Genomic DNA, 15,336 nt, shown 5'->3' with positions numbered 1-15,336 from the left:
CATCAGCGCCCACCCATGACGCCCTGCCCCTCGCGGTGCGTGATCAGTTGGCTCACCTCGCGAAGGAGCTCACGACAGTTGATGACGCGAGCTCACCAGTACTGAGGCCGGGATCGAAGGGGCGGAGTCCCTGGGGACGGGACGGGTAGGGGCGGCGGGGGCGAAAACCATCCGCGTCCCCGCCCGATCGGCGCGGCTCGCGCAGCGTCCCCGTCCCGTCAGGCCCCCGCCGCGCTCGGCCAGCTCTGCGCGTTGGGCCAGCCGGCCGCCGGGGCCGGTGCCAGGCCCGGTACGGGGCCGGTCGTGCCGCGAACCTGGGCTGCGGTGAGGCCACCGCGTGCCGGGACGCCGGGCGGCGTCGGGCCGGTCATCTGGGCCGCCGGGATCGGTGAGGGATTGGGCATCGAAGCTTGGACGGGTGCCGGGGCGGACATCGCAGCCGCGATGATCGGGGACGGCCCGGTCATGGCAGCCGGCACGGGCGCCGGGGCGGACATGGCAGCCGCGATGATCGGGGACGGCCCAGGCACCGCAGCCGGGACGGGCACCGCAGCCGGGACGGGCGCCGCAACCGGGACGGGGGCCGCAACCGGGGCGGGGGCCATGGGCTGGGGGACTGCCTGGGCCACCGCCGGCATCGGCATCGGCATCGGCATCCCGGGCCCGCCGGTCTGCGCCGCCGGAGCGGACAGCGGCATGCCGGGGGCAGAGGCCGGCGCGGCTGCGAGCCCCGCCGCGCCGGCTCCGACCGCCTGCGCGGCAAGGCCGCGCAGGCCCGCCCCGTTCGTCTCGCTGACGAGCCGGTCCACCGCCGCCGTACCCGAGCTGTAGCTGGTCCCGGTGCCCAGCTCGGGCACGGCGGCTCCCCTCCTGGTCCCGTAGAGCACCTGCTCCAGGCCGGACACCAGGCGACGCACGTCCACCTGGGGGCGCACCACGAGGCGCAGGAAGCGACTGGACGACCCGATCTTGTTACCGCACTCGCGGACCAGGATCCGGTGATCGGCGAGCATCCGGTCCCGGACCACGGTGCCCTCGGCGCCCACGGGAAGGCGTACGAAGAGGAAGTTGCCCTGCGACGGATAGACCGTCAGGCCGGGCAGCGCGGAGAGCTGACTGGCCATGTCGAGGCGGTCGCGGCGCACCTGCTGGAGGCTCTGCGCGTACTCCGCGCCGTGGTTCTTGAGCATGAACACCACGTGCTCCGCGAAGGAGTTGAGGTTCCACTTCGGCAGCATGGAGCGGACCTTGCCCGCGAGCGACGGGTTGGCGACCAGGTAGCCGAAGCGTATGCCGTGCAGTCCGAAGTTCTTGCCGAGGCTGCGCAGGACGACGACGTTCGGCCGCAGCATCGCCTCCTGCACGACGCTCGGTTCGACCTCGGCATCGGCGAATTCGAGGAACGACTCGTCGATGACGATCAGATCCAGATCCGCCATCGCGTCCATGAACTGTACGAGCGCCTGCTTGTGCAGGAAGCCGCCGTCGGGGTTGTTCGGGTTGCAGATGACGGCGACGCGGGTGCCCCGCTTGCGGATGAACTCGGCGTACTGGGCCAGGTCCAGGGCGAATCCGCTGGACTCCTGGAGCGGGAACATGTCGACCCGCTTGCCGGTCTCCATGGGCTGGTCGGTCCAGCGGCCGAAGGTGGGGACGGGGATCGCGAGGGACTCACGGACCAGCAGGTGGTCGATCCAGGTGATCAGCTCGGTGGAGCCGTTGCCCATCGCGACGGCCTGCGGCGGGAGCTGGAGCAGGTTGCACAGCTCGGCCGTGATGGTGTCCGCGCTGCTGGGGTAGTACGTGATGATGTCGCGCAGCCGGGCCGACATCTCGTCGAACATGGCGGGGGTGGGGAAGTAGGGATTGCAGGGGATACAGAAGTCCACGGGACCCGTCCCGTCGCCGCCCTCTCGCGTCAGCGCCGCCATCGACGGACTGTGCGCCGCGGTGCTGCGGAACAGCGAGGTGACGTTGTCGGCCATGGAACCTCCGTATGGGGCGGGCCCGTGGGGACGGCGGGCCCGTCGTCATTGGGTGGCCCGCGCGGGGGAGCACGGGCCGCCCTTACATACGGGGACTGGAGTGGCGTTGTTCAACGCGCGTGAAATCGGTGTGCGTCACGGAATCGGGGGCCGGGTATCGCGCCCGAAAGGGGCGCGGGGAACTGCGCGACCGGCCACAGCCGGTCCGCAGCTCCCCACGGCCGTCACAGCGGAGCGCCTACGCGCTGAACGAGTGGATCGTCGTCGAACGGTACGTCTGCCCCGGCCGCAGCACGGTCGACGGGAAGTTCGCGTGGTTGGGCGAGTCCGGGAAGTGCTGGGTCTCCAGGCAGAGCGCGTCGCCCTGGCGGTAGGTGTGGCCGCCGGTGCCGACGAGCGTGCCGTCGAGGAAGTTGCCGGAGTAGAACTGAAGGCCCGGCTCGTTGGTCGCGATCTTCAGGGTGCGGCCGGAGCGCGGGTCACGGAGGGTGGCGACGTGCTCGGGCTTGGCGGTGATGCCCTTGTCCAGGACCCAGTTGTGGTCGTAGCCCTTGGCGGTGACCTGTTGGGGGTGGGCGGCCCGGATGTCCCGGCCGATCGCCTTGGCGTGCCGGAAGTCGAAGGGGGTGCCGGCGACCTTCGCCAGCTCGCCGGTGGGGATCAGGCCCGAGTCGGTGGGCGTGTAGCGGGAGGCGGCGATCTTGAGCTCGTGGTCCTCGATCGTGCCGCTGCCCTCGCCGGCCAGGTTCCAGTAGACGTGGTTGGTGAGGTTGACGACGGTGGCCTTGTCGGTGGTGGCCTCATAGTCGATGCGCCAGTCGCCGTGCCGGGTGAGGGTGTACGTCACCTTCGCCTTGAGCGTGCCCGGGTAGCCCATCTCGCCGTCGACGCTCGTGTAGTACAGGTGCAGACCGACGTCGGAGCCCTTGGTGAACGGCTCGACGTCCCAGATGTGCTTGTCGAAGCCCTGCTTGCCGCCGTGCAGGCTGTTCACACCGTCGTTGACGGACAGCTGGTAGCTCTTGCCGTCCAGGGTGAACTGGCCCTTGGCTATACGGTTGCCGTAGCGGCCGATGAGGGCGCCGAAGTACGGGGTCTTCGCCACGTAGTCGTCGATGTTGTCGAAGCCCAGGGAGACATTGACGTAGCGGCCGTGGCGGTCGGGGATCTCCAGCCCCTGCACCACACCGCCCCAGTTCAGGACCTTCAGCCGGGTCCCGCCGTTCTCCAGGGACCAGAGGTACACCTTCGTGCCGTCGGCGAGCTTGCCGAAGAGCTTCTTCACCGGCGTCCTGCCTCCCGAGGCCTGTGCCGTTCCCCCGAGCGTGGTCGCGGCGATGCCCGCGGCCGCGGCTCCTGCGATGACCGTGCGTCTGTTCAGTTCCATGTAGCGGCTCCTGTAAAGGATGGGCCCCGCCGTTTCCGGCGGGGCCCGAGCTGACTTACGAACCGGACTTGCGCTTGTTCCACACGTCGAATCCGACCGCCGCCAACAGGGCCAGGCCCTTGATGACCTGCTGCCAGTCGGTGCCGACGCTGAGGAGGTTCATACCGTTGTTCAGCACACCGAGGACGAGACCACCGATGATCGCGCCGAGGACGGTACCGACACCGCCGCTCATGGACGCGCCACCGATGAACGACGAGGCGATCGCCTCGAGTTCGAAACTCAGGCCCGCCTTCGGCGAGGCCGCGTTCAGGCGGGCGGCGACCACCATGCCCGCCAGGGCCGCGAGCACGCCCATGTTCAGGAAGACAAGGAAGGTGACCTTCTTGTCCTTGACGCCCGACAGCTTCGCCGCCGGCAGGTTGCCGCCGATCGCGTAGATGTGGCGGCCGAAGACGGCGTTGCGCATGACGTAGCCGTAGCCGACCACCAGCAGGCCGAGGACGATCAGGATGATCGGCGCGCCCTTGTAGCTGGCGAGCAGCATGGTGACGGCGAGGACCGCGGCGGCGATGGCGACGAGCTTGAGCAGGAAGAGGTTCCTGGGCGCCACGTCCAGGGAGAACTCCTGCTGACGCTTGCGGTCGCGGACCTCCTGGAGCACCACGAAGGCCAGCAGGACGAAGCCCAGCAGCAGCGTGAGGTTGTGGTAGTTGGTGTCCGGGCCGACCTCCGGCAGGAAGCCGTTGCCCATCTTCTGCAGACCGTCCGGGAACGGGCCGAGGGTCTGGCCCTTCAGGAACATCTCCGTCAGACCGCGGAAGATCAGCATGCCCGCGAGGGTGACGATGAAGGAGGGTATGCCGAGGTAGGCGATCAGGAAGCCCTGTGCCGCGCCGGCGACCGCGCCGATGGCCAGGCACAGCACCACCGCGAGCGGCCACGCCACACCGTGCTGCACGGTCAGCACGGCCGCGAAGGCGCCCGTGAACGCCGTCACTGAACCGACCGACAGGTCGATGTGGCCCGCGATGATCACCAGCATCATGCCGATCGCGAGGATCAGGATGTAGCTGTTCTGGAGGACCAGGTTGGAGACGTTGCGCGGCAGCAGCAGGTCGCCGCCGGTCCACACCTGGAACAGGACGACGAGCAGGCCGAGCGCGATCAGCATGCCGTACTGGCGCATGTTGCGGCGCAGACCGCCCAGCACCAGCTGGAGCAGGTTGCCGTCGGACGCCGATCCGCCGCTCTTGCCGGGCGGCGCGGCGGCCGGGCTCTTGTCGGTCACATCGGTGCTCATCGCGTTACCTCTTTGTCCTTCGTCATCTGGCGCATCAGCACTTCCTGCGTGGCCTCGGCCCGCGGGAACTCGCCCGTGAGCCGCCCGGCGGCCATGGTGTAGATGCGGTCGCACATGCCGAGCAGTTCGGGCAGCTCGGAGGAGATGAAGACGACCGCCTTGCCCTGGGCGGCCAGCTGGTCGATGACCGTGTAGATCTCGAACTTGGCGCCGACGTCGATGCCTCGCGTGGGCTCGTCCAGGATCAGTACGTCCGGACCCGCGAAGATCCACTTGCTGAGGACGACCTTCTGCTGGTTGCCGCCGGACAGCTTGCCCACCGGCTCGAAGACCGTGGGGGCCTTGATGTTCATGGACTTGCGGTAGCCCTCGGCGACCTGCCGCTCCTCGTGCTCGTCGACCACGCCCCGCTTGGCGACCTTGTTCAGGGCGGTCAGCGAGATGTTGCGGTTGATCGTGTCGATGAGGTTGAGGCCGTAGTGCTTGCGGTCCTCGGTGGCGTACGCGATCCCGTTGGCGATCGCCTCCGCGACCGTCTTCGTACCGATCTCCTTGCCGTCCTTCAGGACCTGTCCGCCCGCGTACCGGCCGTAGGCTCGCCCGAAGACGCTCATCGCGAGCTCGGTGCGGCCGGCGCCCATGAGGCCCGCGATACCGACGATCTCCCCGCGCCGCACGCTGATCGACACATCGTCGACGACCTTGCGCTGCTGGTCGATCGGGTGCTGCACGGTCCAGTTGCGGATCTCCAGGGCCGGGGCCGCGCCCGCCTCCCCCTCGTACGCGGTGCGCTCGGGGAAGCGGTGGTCGAGGTCGCGGCCGACCATGCCGCTGATGATCCGGTCCTCGGTCGTCTCCGGCGCCTTCACGTCGAGCGTCTCGATGGTCTGCCCGTCGCGGATGATCGTCACCGAGTCGGCGACCTTGCGGATCTCGTTGAGCTTGTGGGAGATGATGATCGAGGTGATGCCCTGTTTCTTCAACTCCAGGATGAGATCGAGGAGTTTGCCGCTGTCCTCGTCGTTCAGCGCTGCGGTGGGCTCATCCAGGATGAGCAGCTTCACCTTCTTCGACAGCGCCTTGGCGATCTCCACGAGCTGCTGCTTGCCCACACCGATGTCGGTGACGCGGGTCTCCGGGTGGTCGGTCAGACCGACCCGGCGCAGCAGCTCGGTGGCGTGCCGCAGGGTCTCGTTCCAGTTGATGAAACCCCCCTTGGCGTGCTCGTTGCCGAGGAAGATGTTCTCCGCGATGGAGAGGTAGGGCGACAGCGCCAGCTCCTGGTGGATGATGACGATGCCGTGGTGCTCGCTCGCCCGGATGTCCTTGAACTGGACGACCTCTCCCTCGAAGAGGATGTCGCCCTCGTAGGTTCCGTGCGGATGGACGCCGGAGAGCACCTTCATCAAGGTGGACTTGCCGGCGCCGTTCTCCCCGCAGATGGCGTGGACCTCGCCCTGGCGGACGGTCAGTGTGACGTCCGACAGCGCCTTGACGCCGGGAAAGGTCTTGACGATCGAGCGCATTTCCAGGACGGGTCCCGCCATGGTCGTGCCTTCCAATCCGTAAGGTTCGACGCTTACTTGAGCTGGTCCGCCGTGTAGTAACCGCCCTGGACGAGTTCCTTCTCGTAGTTGGTCTTGTCGACGCTCACCGGCTGCAGCAGGTAGGCGGGGACGACCTTGGTGCCGTTGTCGTACGACTTCGTGTCGTTGATCTCGGGCTTCTTGCCGTTGAGGGAGGCGTCGACCATGTCCGTGGCGACCTGGGCGAGCTTGCGGAGGTCCTTGTAGATCGTCATGGACTGCTGGCCCGCGATGATCGACTTCACCGAGGCGAGCTCGGCGTCCTGGCCGGTGATGACCGGCAGCGGCTTGGCCTTGGAGCCGTAGCCGTCCGACTTCAGCGCGGCGATGATGCCGATGGAGATGCCGTCGTAGGGCGAGAGAACCGCGTCGACCCGGCCCGAGGTGTACGACGAGGTGAGGTTGTCCTCCATGCGCTTCTGGGCGGTGGCGGGGTCCCAGCGCAGGGTGGTGACCTGGGTGAGCTTGGTCTGGCCGGACTTGACGACGAGCTTCTTCTTGTCGATGTACGGCTGGAGCACGCTCATCGCGCCGTTGAAGAAGTACTTGGTGTTGTTGTCGTCGTTGGAGCCGGCGAACAGCTCGATGTTGAAGGGGCCCTTGCCGCTCGCCAGGCCCAGCTTGTCGACGATGTACTGGCCCTGGAGCCGGCCGACCTTCTCGTTGTCGAAGGACGCGTAGTAGTCGACGTTCTTCGTGCCGAGGATCAGGCGGTCGTAGGAGATGACCGGGATCTTGGCGTCGGCGGCCTGCTGGAGGACGTTGTTCAGGGACTTGTTGTCGATCGCGGCGACGATCAGCGCCTTGACGCCCTGCGTGATCAGGTTCTCGATCTGCGAGACCTGCTGGTCGGGGTCGTCCTCACCGAAGACCAGCTTGGTCTTGTAACCCTTGGCCTCCAGGTCCTTGACGACGTTGGCGCCGTCGGTGATCCAGCGCTCGGAGGACTTGGTCGGCATCGCGATGCCGATGGTCCCGCCCTTGGCGCTGCCCTTGTCCTCCTTGCTTCCGCCATCGCTGTTCTGGCCGCAGGCGGACAGGGTCAGGGCGAGGGAGGCGGCTCCGGCGACGGCGGCCAGTGCGGCTCTGCGAGTGCGCATGATCATCATCCTTGATGTGTGTGGGGCTCGGTCTGGCGGCCCAAGAGTGCTTGGCGGGCGGTGCGGTGGGAGACCGAGAAGGGTCGTGTGGGATTGTGGGCGGCTGTGTCGGCTTCTGTGAAGCCGAGTTTCCGGAACGTTATGACGCGGCCGGGAACCGGTTCAGCTCGCCCGGCAGCCGCGAACCGAGCGGCGCCATGTCGCCGTCGACTCCGTGGCGTGCGAGCAGGTCCAGGGCGAGCCTGCCGCGCCGCACCCGTTCGCGGGCGGTGGACAGGGTCAGGTCCCGCAGGTGGTGCCCGTACGGGTAGATCCCGGGCGTCTTGGAAAGGCCGAACTTCAGGTAGAGCGGGGCGCCGCGCCGGATCAGCTCGGCGACCTCGTACATCCGGATGTACCCGCCGAGGTCGTCGGGGGCCTCGATGTACATGTCCATGGGGGCGGCGGAAACCCGGCGGATCTCGGTGAGGTGATCGAGCGTCAGATCACTGGGCACGTTCACCGAGTCGGCGCCGAGGCGCTCGTACACGGCGTACGCGGCCGGGTTGACCGGGCCGATGAGCGCCGAGACCTTGAGGGTCGTGTCGGCCGGAATGATGCCGGCCTCCCGCGCCCGGTGCAGGGTCCACAGCACGCCCTCGTCGGCCACGAGCAGGCACTTGACGCCCAGTTCGGTGGCGCGGACGGCGTCCTCGACGCACCCGGCGACCGCGTCGTGCCCGCGGGCGCGCAGACCGCCGCCGCGCGAGTCGGTGCGGACGGAGCCGCCGATGTCCCACGTGCCGCGCGGCCCGGTGAACAGGCACAGCTCGATGTCACGCTCGTTGGTCGCGTCGACCATCTCGGTGATCTCGTCGTCGGTCAGCATCCATACGCCGCTGCCCTGGCTGATCCGGTGGATCGGCACGTCGAGCCGCGAGGACTCCTTGAGGACCACGGCCAGCGCCTCGGGGCCCTCGCACGAGGGGATCTCGGTGCGCCAGCGGCCGCCCCCGGGGAAGGTGTGCGGCGAGGCGTCGGCGGGGGAGAGGGCGGGGGCGCCGAGGCCGAGCTCGGCGAGCGCCTGCTCACCGGGCCTGCGGGCTGCCGTAGCGGAGTCGGTCACAAGGGGTTCCTCACGTTCGGTATTTCGGACGAGGTTCGCGGCTCAGGGTGTGGGAGGGCTTGGTGGTACGCCGGTGCGGAGTTCGTCAGGTAACTCCGTACCGGCGTACGGCTCGGGAGGTCACGGCCGCAGCAGGACCTTGCCGACCTTCGGGTCCCCGGCCCCCACCAGCTCGATGGCCTGCGGAAACTCGGCAAGCGGTAGTTCGTGCGTGACCAGCGGCAGGGGATCGAGCAGCCCTGCCCCGAAGACCCGCACCGTGTGCGCCCAGGCGTCCGGCGGTGCCCCGAACACGGTGTGCACCTCCAGCTGCCGTACGACGAGATCGGTGGGGTCCAGACCCTCGGCGCCCGGCGCCGGGATACCCGTCAGGACGAGGCGTCCACCGCGCCTGAGCAGCGAGGCGGCGGTGCGCGCGGCGGACGCGGACCCGGCGGTCTCGATGACGACGTCGAAGTCGTCGTCGAGCTCCTGGTCCTTGGTGCGGAAGTCGGTGGCGCCGTACTGCCGGGACAGTGCTTCGCGGTCGCGGCCGGTGCCGACGACCAGCAGCTCGGCCGGGGAGATCGCCTTCAGGAACTGCACGGCGAACATGCCGAGGGTTCCGGTGCCGACGACGGCCACCCGCTCGCCCGGCTGGGCGTTCGCCTTGAGCGCCGCGGCCGCGATACAGGCGGCGGGCTCCAGGAGGGCCGCCGCCGTCAGGTCGGCGTCGTCCGGCAGGGCGTGCAGGAGGCGGGCCGGGAGCGTGAGGGTGGTGGCCATCGCGCCAGGCTGGGTGAAGCCGGTCTCCTCGTACCCCGCCGTGCACAGCGTCGTCTCGCCCGCGTGGCAGCGGTCGCAGACCTGGCAGTTGCGGAAGCCCTCCCCGACGACCTTGCGGCCGACGAGGGACTCGACCACTCCGGCGCCGACGGCCTCGACCGTCCCGGACCACTCGTGGCCCGGGGTGAGCGGGTAGCGGACGTACCCCTCGGGCCGGTTGCCCTGGTAGACCTCGCGGTCGCTGCCGCAGATGCCGACGGCGTGGACGCGCACGAGCGCCTCGCCGGGACCGGGCACCACGGGCTCGTGAGCCACCAGGCGGTGCGCGCCCGGTGCCTCGATGACGACCGCGGTGCTCACTTGGTGCCCTTCGGCTTGCGCTGCTCCCAGCCGTCGGCCCACAGGTCGAAGCGGGCCTGCTGCTGCGGGAACTCGGCGGCCGCGTCGACGTCCAGCTCGACACCGAGACCGGGCGCGTCGGACAGGTGGAAGTATCCGTCGACGACCTGCGGCGCGCCCTTGACCACCTTCTTGATCTCCGCGTCCGCGAAGTCGTTGAAGTGCTCAAGGATCTTGAAGTTCGGGGAGGTGAAGCCGACCTGGAGGGAGGCGGCGGTCAGCACGGGGCCGCCCACGTTGTGCGGCGCGACGAGCATGTAGTGGGTCTCGGCCGTGGCGGCGAGCTTGCGGGTCTCCCAGATACCGCCGATGTGGCCGACGTCCGGCTGGATGATGTCGACGGCCTGGCTCTCGAACAGCTCGCGGAACTCGATCCGGTCGTGGATGCGCTCACCCGTGGCGACCGGGATGTCCACCTTGGCGGCGACCTTCTCCAGCGCCTTGAGGTTCTCCGGCGGGCAGGGCTCCTCCAGCCAGGCGGGCTTGAACGGGGCCAGCTCCTTGGCCAGGCGGACGGCGGTGGCGGGCGAGAACCGGCCGTGCATCTCCAGCATCAGCTCGGCGTCGGGCCCGATGGCGTCGCGCACGGCCTCGATGAGGGAGACGGAGTAAAGGGTCTGCTCGTGGTCGAGCTCGAAGTGCCCGGTGCCGAAGGGGTCGATCTTGAGCGCCTTGTACCCGCGCTCCATGACCTGCTGGGCGGCCTTGTGGTACGCCTCCGGGGTCCGCTCGGTCGTGTACCACCCGTTGGCGTACGCCTTGACCTTGTCGGTGACCTTGCCGCCGAGGAGCTGCCAGACCGGGACGCCGAGGGCCTTGCCCTTGATGTCCCAGCAGGCCATCTCGATGACCGCGATGCCGGACATCACGATCTCGCCGGCGCGCCCGTAGTCGCCGTACTTCATCCGGCGCATGAGGTCCTCGACAGCGAACGGGTCGGAGCCGAGAATGTGGTTGGCCTCGGCCTCCCGCAGGTAGCCGATCAGCGCGTCGGTGTGGCCCAGCATCCGGGTCTCGCCGACCCCGGTGATGCCCTCGTCGGTGTGCACCTGGACGTACGTCAGGTTGCGCCACGGCGTCCCGACGACGTGAGTGCTGATTCCGGTGATGCGCACGGCGGTTGCCCCTTGTTGTTGCGTCTGTTGTTGCGTCTGTGTTGCGGCGTCGATGCTTGTCGGCTCAAGCGGGTCTGTTCGAGATTTCGTCACACGTTCGAAATGCTGGCGTGACAGTAAGGATGCGGCGGCGGGGGTGTCAATGGGTCGAACACATAACGGTTTCGACAAGCGTTTCGACACCGTTTCGCTGATCTGTCCTCAACCCGCCACATCGCGACACGCGGTTCCCTACACAATCTTCACAGCAGCCCCTAGGAACGTGACCTGTCAGGAACCTAGTCTTCCCGCGTCATGGACTACTGCCACCCGTGCCGACGGCACCTCAACGGCGCCCTCGCCTGCCCGGGGTGCGGCACGCCTGTCGAAGATCTACGCGCGCACGCGAACGAGGGCGACGTCCGCGGAGATGCCGACGGAGGGTCGGGCGGGGCCGGCGGGCCCGAGGCGTCGTACGGGGACGCTTACGCGGGCGTGGGCGCGGAGGAAGACGCCGACGAGGACGAGGACGAGACGGAGCGCCCTGGTCCGGCACAGAGCCGTCGGCGGACGCAGGGGCGCCGGGCGCCCGGGGACCGCGACGACGACCGCGGGGCGCGGGCCGGGCGTCGCGACCGCAAGGCCGCCGCGCACCGGCGGCGCCGGCGGCGGGTGCTGTTGGTGGGGGCCGGGCTGTTGCTGGCGGCGGGTGGTCTGAGCCTGGCCGAACTCGGCATAGAGGCACCGGGGTTCACTCCGAACACCGCGACCGCCGGGGGCGAGACGGCGGACGGATCGGCCTCGGTGAAGGAGACGACCGGCCCGTCCGGGGGTACCGGTGGCGGGCACGGAGCCGGAACGACCTCGGCTTCCGCCTCCGCCTCCGCGTCTCCGTCGGCGTCCGAGTCCTCGAAGGACGCGAAGTCCGACGAGGAGACGAAGAAGCCCGAGGACACCCCATCGGCGTCCGCGACCTACTCCCCGGGCCACTCCACACCGGCCCCGACGGCGACGACGACGGGCTCGGCTCCGTCGGCGGATCCGACCCCGACGAGCCCGATCCCGGAACCGTCGCCAACGAAAACGTGCAACCGTTTCCTGTGGTGGTGCACCTGACGGTGCCGTCCCTCTGAGCCCGTGGCCGCCGCGCGCTCCCTGCTCTGCCGCCTGCCGGAAAGGGCGGGCGCTGTGATCAACGCCGGAACGGCGGCCATGGGCGGGGGCGCGGCCGGCTCGATGGACCTGGGGTGCGGCCGCTCGCCGCACGGCGGCTGCGGAGTGGCTGACGGCGGGGACCTGTACTTCGCGGCCTTCCTCGTCCCCCGTGGCTGCCGGTGGCCCCCTTCGAACTGCACCTGTGCGCCGCCGCGTTGGTGCCCCGACGCGGACTTCTCCGCGGGTGCGGCGGTCGGCATCCAGGCCGCCGGGTTCTGTCGGTCGGGCCGGATAGGGTCCGGGGCGTGGATTCCGCTGAACTCGACCGACGTTTCCGTACCCACGACGGCTGGATACCGCCGGACGTCGTCGCGGCGCTCGTCGAGCACGGGCATCTGGCGCAGGTGCGGGCGCAGGCCGAGCAAGGGGACTGGTTCTGTGCCCGGGCCTGGGCCCGGACGCTGAGCGGGGACCAACGGCTGGAGGTGTTGCGGCCGTTCGCCGACAGTGGATGGTGGGCCGCGGTGGAGACGGTCGCGGGGCTGCTGGAGGAGTCGGGCCGGTCCGAGGAGGCCATCGCTCTCGTACGGCCCCACGCCGAGGCCGGGGACCGGCTCGCGGTGCGCGGGCTGGCGGAGCTGCTGGCCGGGCAGGGGCGAATCGACGAGGTGATCGCTCTGCTGGGGCCGGGGGTCGGGGACTGGTATCTGGAGCAGGCGCTGGTCGACCTGACCGAGGGCCACGGCCGTGACGAAGAGATGCTGGCACTGCTGCCCGTCGTCGAGCCCGAGTGCGGCTGCTCCCGCCACTGGGGGGACACCGTCCGCACCGCCGGCCTGCGCGCGCGGGTGCTGGAGCGGATGGGGCGGGTCGACGAGGCGGTGACGCTGCTGCGCGCGCATGTGCACCGGGACAACGTCACGTACGGCAACGCCGTCGAGCAACTCGCGGACGTCCTCGCCCGGCACGGGCGGATCACGGACCTGCGGGACCTCGCCGCCGGGTACGGCGGTCTCGACGCGGCCAGGCGGCTGGCGGGGCTGCTGGAGGAGGAGTGTCCGGACGAGGCCGTCGAGGTGCTCCGGACCCACGCGGCGGACGGTTCGCCCAACGCCGCGTGGTGCACGGCGGAGTTGCTCCGCAAGCACGGCCGGGTCGACGAGGCGATCGAGGTGCTGCGGGCCGCCGCCCGGCGGGGCGCCGACGACTGGATCATTCACGAGCTGGGTGAGCTGCTGGTCGGCCAGGGACGGGCCGACGAAGCGCTGGCGGTCGTCGACGACATCGCCGGTCGGCTGCGCGGCGACATGGGGGCGGAGCTGCTCCTCGAACGCGTCCGTCTGCTCGCCGCCTGCGGGCGTCACGGGCAGGCCGTCGCCGAACTGCGTGCCCATCCGGAGGCGGACGGGTGGTACATGGCCAAGCGACTGGCCGAACTGCTCGCCGAGGCAGGCCGGTTGGACGAGGCGGTCGCGGAACTGCGGCCGGGAATCGAGGACGGCCGCAACCGTCAGCTCATGGCGAAGCTGCTGATCCGTCAGGGCCGGGCCGAGGAGGCCGTGACGACGGCGCGGGTGACGCGACCGACCACTGCGACCTGGGGCTCCACCTCGGACGACGCGGACGACCCCTGGTCCACCGAACCGCCCTTCTGATCACCGCCGGCTGTCCGACCAGCCGCCTCCTCAGACGACTCCGTCCCCCTCCAGCATCCGTCGCAGCAGCCCCCGCAACACCACCCGCTCCTCCTCGCCCAGCCCCGCAAGCGGCTCCCGGGCGAAGCGCAGCGACTCGCGGAGGCTCTTGGCGACCTTGCGGCCCTCCTCCGTCGCCACCGCCAGCTTCACCCGGCGGTCCGTCGGGTCCGGGCGGCGTTCCACCAGGCCCCGGGACTCCAGGCGGTCGACGATGCCCGTGACGTTCGACGGCTCGCACTTCAGCTTCTGCGCCAGCCGCCGCATCGGCAGCGGTTCCAGCGACAGCAGGCTCAGCAGCCGCGCCTGCGCCCCGGTCAGCGCGTGCTCGGCGGCCGCCTCCTCGTACTCCTCGTGGTAGCGGGCCACGACCGTGCCGATGAGCTCCACGACTTCCAGGGTCACGGGGTCGATGCGCGATGGGGATGTTTTCTGCGTGGCCATGGCATTCAGGCTACCTCTTTACTTGACAGCCTGAAATATTCAGGAGCATTGTTGTTTCAGGTACTGAAGTATTTGAGCCGCAGCATGTGAGGAATGGCGCCATGTCCGACACCCCCACCCTCCCCGCCGTCAGCCGCGAATGGCACCTGCTCAGCCGCCCGGTCGGCTGGCCCGAGCCCGAGGACTTCGCCCTCGTCGAGGCGGAGGTCCGGCAGCCGGGCGAGGGCCAGGTGCTCGTGCGGAACAAGTACGTCTCCGTCGACCCGTACATGCGCGGCCGCATGAGCGCCGCCAAGTCGTACGTAGCCCCGTTCGAGCTGAACAAGGCGATGCAGGGCGGCGCGGTCGGCGAGGTCCTCGTCTCGAACGCCGAGGGGATCGAGGCCGGCGACCACATCCTGCACTTCCTCGGCTGGCGCGAGTACGCCGTCGTCGACGCCAAGCAGGCCGTCAAGGTGGACGCCGACGCCGCGCCGCTGTCCACGTACCTCGGCGTCCTCGGCATGACCGGCCTCACCGCCTACGCCGGTCTGCTGCGCACCGCCGCCTTCAAGGAGGGCGACTCCGTCTTCGTGTCCGGCGCGGCCGGGGCCGTCGGCAGCCAGGTCGGTCAGATCGCCAAGCTCAAGGGCGCCTCCCGGGTCATCGGATCCGCCGGCTCCGACGAGAAGGTCAAGCTGCTGGTCGAGGAGTACGGCTTCGACGCCGCCTTCAACTACAAGAACGGGCCCGTCGGCCAGCAGTTGCGCGAGGCCGCCCCGGACGGGGTCGACGTGTACTTCGACAACGTCGGCGGCGACCACCTGGAGGCCGCCATCGGCTCCCTCAACCGGGACGGCCGTATCGCCGTCTGCGGCATGATCTCCGTCTACAACAACACCGAGCCCGCCCCGGGCCCGAAGAACCTCGCCCGGCTCATCCAGACCCGCGGCCGTATCGAGGGCTTCCTCGTCGGCGACCACTACGACCTGCAGCCGCAGTTCGTCCAGGAGGTCGGCGCCTGGATCCGCTCCGGCGAGCTGAAGTACCGCGAGACCGTCGTCGAGGGCATCGAGAACAACCTGGAGGCGTTCTTCGGCGTCCTGCGCGGCGACAACATCGGGAAGATGATCGTCAAGCTCTGACACCCGTACCGGTCGCTCACGGCACGATCACCGTGACGCTCGCTCGACCAGGTCGTTGCGTACGACGGAGGCCGCACCCTTGGACGTGGGGTGCGGCCTCCGGCCTTCCGATGAGGTCAGCGGGCCGGCGCCGCCCCGTGTGCCGGCGGCAGCCTCAGGTACGGGAAGGGCAGGGGCGGCGGGGGCGACCCCCCG

At 69.6% G+C, this 15,336-nt stretch carries 12 protein-coding genes; 3 read left to right on the top strand and 9 right to left on the bottom strand.

Annotated elements, in window-relative coordinates; all coding sequences use genetic code 11:
• Nucleotides 1-218 precede the first annotated feature (218 nt).
• The 8 genes from Q2K21_RS28265 to Q2K21_RS28230 form a co-directional block, all read right to left on the bottom strand.
• Nucleotides 219-1,985: a pyridoxal phosphate-dependent aminotransferase gene (locus tag Q2K21_RS28265; RefSeq protein ID WP_310776401.1), complete on the bottom strand. Its 1,767-nt coding sequence runs from the start codon at nucleotides 1,983-1,985 to the stop codon at nucleotides 219-221.
• 238 nt (nucleotides 1,986-2,223) lie between these two features.
• Nucleotides 2,224-3,372: an aldose epimerase family protein gene (locus Q2K21_RS28260; protein WP_310776399.1), complete on the bottom strand. Its 1,149-nt coding sequence runs from the start codon at nucleotides 3,370-3,372 to the stop codon at nucleotides 2,224-2,226.
• A gap of 55 nt (nucleotides 3,373-3,427) precedes the next feature.
• A complete protein-coding gene (mmsB, locus tag Q2K21_RS28255) occupies nucleotides 3,428-4,675 on the bottom strand; it encodes a multiple monosaccharide ABC transporter permease (protein WP_310776397.1) in 1,248 nt (415 codons plus the stop codon).
• Entirely contained in the window at nucleotides 4,672-6,222 is a 1,551-nt protein-coding gene (gene mmsA, locus Q2K21_RS28250) for a multiple monosaccharide ABC transporter ATP-binding protein (RefSeq protein ID WP_310776395.1), read from the bottom strand. The genes mmsB and mmsA overlap by 4 nt, the downstream gene beginning before the upstream one ends.
• A 32-nt stretch (nucleotides 6,223-6,254) precedes the next feature.
• Complete coding sequence (chvE, locus tag Q2K21_RS28245; RefSeq protein WP_310776392.1) at nucleotides 6,255-7,361, bottom strand: multiple monosaccharide ABC transporter substrate-binding protein; 1,107 nt, start codon at nucleotides 7,359-7,361, stop codon at nucleotides 6,255-6,257.
• A gap of 139 nt (nucleotides 7,362-7,500) precedes the next feature.
• Entirely contained in the window at nucleotides 7,501-8,466 is a 966-nt protein-coding gene (locus Q2K21_RS28240) for a hypothetical protein (RefSeq protein ID WP_310776390.1), read from the bottom strand.
• 120 nt (nucleotides 8,467-8,586) lie between these two features.
• The gene (locus tag Q2K21_RS28235; protein ID WP_310776388.1) at nucleotides 8,587-9,591 is read right to left on the bottom strand and encodes a zinc-dependent alcohol dehydrogenase; all 1,005 of its coding nucleotides are present in this window, start codon (nucleotides 9,589-9,591) and stop codon (nucleotides 8,587-8,589) included.
• A complete protein-coding gene (locus Q2K21_RS28230) occupies nucleotides 9,588-10,745 on the bottom strand; it encodes a mandelate racemase/muconate lactonizing enzyme family protein (RefSeq protein WP_310776386.1) in 1,158 nt (385 codons plus the stop codon). The genes Q2K21_RS28235 and Q2K21_RS28230 overlap by 4 nt, the downstream gene beginning before the upstream one ends.
• A 294-nt stretch (nucleotides 10,746-11,039) precedes the next feature.
• On the opposite strand from Q2K21_RS28230, the gene Q2K21_RS28225 reads away from it, so the two are divergent.
• Entirely contained in the window at nucleotides 11,040-11,840 is an 801-nt protein-coding gene (locus tag Q2K21_RS28225; protein ID WP_310776384.1) for an SCO2400 family protein, read from the top strand.
• A 344-nt stretch (nucleotides 11,841-12,184) separates the two neighbouring features.
• Nucleotides 12,185-13,534, top strand: a complete 1,350-nt coding sequence (locus Q2K21_RS28220) for a tetratricopeptide repeat protein (RefSeq protein WP_310776382.1) — start codon at nucleotides 12,185-12,187, stop codon at nucleotides 13,532-13,534.
• 30 nt (nucleotides 13,535-13,564) lie between these two features.
• Here Q2K21_RS28220 and Q2K21_RS28215 read toward each other — a convergent pair whose 3' ends face one another.
• Nucleotides 13,565-14,017, bottom strand: coding sequence for a MarR family winged helix-turn-helix transcriptional regulator (locus Q2K21_RS28215; RefSeq protein WP_310776380.1), 453 nt, complete (start codon nucleotides 14,015-14,017; stop codon nucleotides 13,565-13,567).
• A gap of 101 nt (nucleotides 14,018-14,118) precedes the next feature.
• Here Q2K21_RS28215 and Q2K21_RS28210 point away from each other — a divergent pair, with 101 nt between their 5' ends.
• The gene (locus tag Q2K21_RS28210) at nucleotides 14,119-15,141 is read left to right on the top strand and encodes an NADP-dependent oxidoreductase (protein ID WP_310776378.1); all 1,023 of its coding nucleotides are present in this window, start codon (nucleotides 14,119-14,121) and stop codon (nucleotides 15,139-15,141) included.
• Nucleotides 15,142-15,336 lie beyond the last annotated feature (195 nt).

Source organism: Streptomyces sp. CGMCC 4.7035 (assembly GCF_031583065.1).
Taxonomy (GTDB): domain Bacteria; phylum Actinomycetota; class Actinomycetes; order Streptomycetales; family Streptomycetaceae; genus Streptomyces; species Streptomyces yaanensis.
This window is presented reverse-complemented; position numbering and strand designations above follow the sequence as displayed.

Coding starts and splice junctions, on each gene's coding strand:
- Q2K21_RS28225 (WP_310776384.1), top strand. CDS start 11,040: ATGGACTACTGCCACCCGTGCCGACGGCACCTCAACGGCGCCCTCGCC.
- Q2K21_RS28260 (WP_310776399.1), bottom strand. CDS start 3,372: ATGGAACTGAACAGACGCACGGTCATCGCAGGAGCCGCGGCCGCGGGC.
- mmsA (WP_310776395.1), bottom strand. CDS start 6,222: ATGGCGGGACCCGTCCTGGAAATGCGCTCGATCGTCAAGACCTTTCCC.
- Q2K21_RS28265 (WP_310776401.1), bottom strand. CDS start 1,985: ATGGCCGACAACGTCACCTCGCTGTTCCGCAGCACCGCGGCGCACAGT.
- Q2K21_RS28210 (WP_310776378.1), top strand. CDS start 14,119: ATGTCCGACACCCCCACCCTCCCCGCCGTCAGCCGCGAATGGCACCTG.
- chvE (WP_310776392.1), bottom strand. CDS start 7,361: ATGCGCACTCGCAGAGCCGCACTGGCCGCCGTCGCCGGAGCCGCCTCC.
- mmsB (WP_310776397.1), bottom strand. CDS start 4,675: ATGAGCACCGATGTGACCGACAAGAGCCCGGCCGCCGCGCCGCCCGGC.
- Q2K21_RS28215 (WP_310776380.1), bottom strand. CDS start 14,017: ATGGCCACGCAGAAAACATCCCCATCGCGCATCGACCCCGTGACCCTG.